The following is a 1,231-nucleotide window of genomic DNA, read 5'->3' on the forward strand; positions in this document are numbered from 1 at the left end:
ATCAGCGCACGACCAATAACTGGAGCGTGCGATGCCTTGGAAGGAGTGTTCCCGGATGGCCTCTCGTCTCGAATTTGTGGTGCTGGCAAGCGCACCAGAAGCCAACGTCAGCGCCCTGTGCCAGGCATTTGGAATCAGTCGCAAGACGGGTTACAAATGGCTTTCCCTGTTCAAAGAACAGGGAAAGGACGGGTTAAATGACCGGTCCCGCCGCCCGCATAACTCGCCCAAGCGCAGCGATGCACAGTTGGAAGCACAGGTCGTTGCCCTTCACGACACCTATCCCTACTGGGGCGGGCGTAAGCTGCAGGCATTGATTCCACAAGAGTTTGGCAAACCTCATCCCAACACCATCGCTGCCATCCTGAAGCGGCATGGAAGGCAGATCTTGCCGCCTACCGATGTCTCGTCACCAGCCATCAAACGCTTCGAGCACGAAGCCCCTAATCTGCTCTGGCAAATGGATTTCAAAGGGCACTTCGCGCTCACCAATGCGCAGGCTGGCCGGTGCTACCCACTGACAGTGCTGGATGATCACTCGCGCTTTTCCATCTGTCTGAGTGCCTGCTCGGGGGAGACGGGCGATCAAGTAAAAAGCGCGCTGACCGAGGCATTCAAGCTATACGGCCTACCCGAACGCATCACATGCGACAACGGCAATCCTTGGGGCACGCCCAAGCAAAATGGCCTGACCAAGTTCGAAGTGTGGCTGCTCAAGCTGGGAATCAAGGTTGGCCACAGCCGTCCGATGCATCCGCAAACACAAGGCAAGGACGAGCGTTTTCACCGTACGCTCAAACGTGAATTGCTCAGCCGCCGCGGCTTTAACTCGCTGCAGGAGTGCCAGCAAGCGTTCGATATCTGGCGTGATCAATACAATCTTGTACGGCCGCATCACGCACTGAATCAGCAGCCGCCCATCAGTCGTTACACCGCCAGTGGGCGCAAATTTCCCGCCCAGCTCCCCGACGTCGAGTATGACAATGAGGACGACGTCAGGAAGGTCAAACATAGCGGCTGTATCAGTTTCTCAGGTTTGCAACCGTATATCGGAGAGGGGCTGGCTGGAGAGCCTGTTGCGGTCAAGCCCACTGACACCGATGGACTCTTCGACGTCATGTTCTGTACGCGAAAAGTCGCAGAAATCGACCTCAGGATTAAGGCGTAGAATGGTTCGACATGTGTCACCTATGTCTCTAGACATGTGTAACCCATGTCCCTGTGCCATACA

At 56.0% G+C, this 1,231-nt stretch carries 1 protein-coding gene; it reads left to right on the forward strand.

Annotation, left to right across the window (positions count from 1 at the left end; genetic code table 11):
* Positions 1-31: 31 nt before the first annotated feature.
* A complete protein-coding gene (locus tag FG94_RS16880) occupies positions 32-1,168 on the forward strand; it encodes an IS481 family transposase (protein WP_036214097.1) in 1,137 nt (378 codons plus the stop codon).
* The last annotated feature ends 63 nt before the right edge of the window (positions 1,169-1,231 follow it).

Origin of the sequence: Massilia sp. LC238 (genome assembly GCF_000735635.1) — a bacterium.
GTDB lineage: Bacteria > Pseudomonadota > Gammaproteobacteria > Burkholderiales > Burkholderiaceae_D > Telluria > Telluria varians.

Coding starts and splice junctions, on each gene's coding strand:
- FG94_RS16880 (WP_036214097.1), top strand. CDS start 32: ATGCCTTGGAAGGAGTGTTCCCGGATGGCCTCTCGTCTCGAATTTGTG.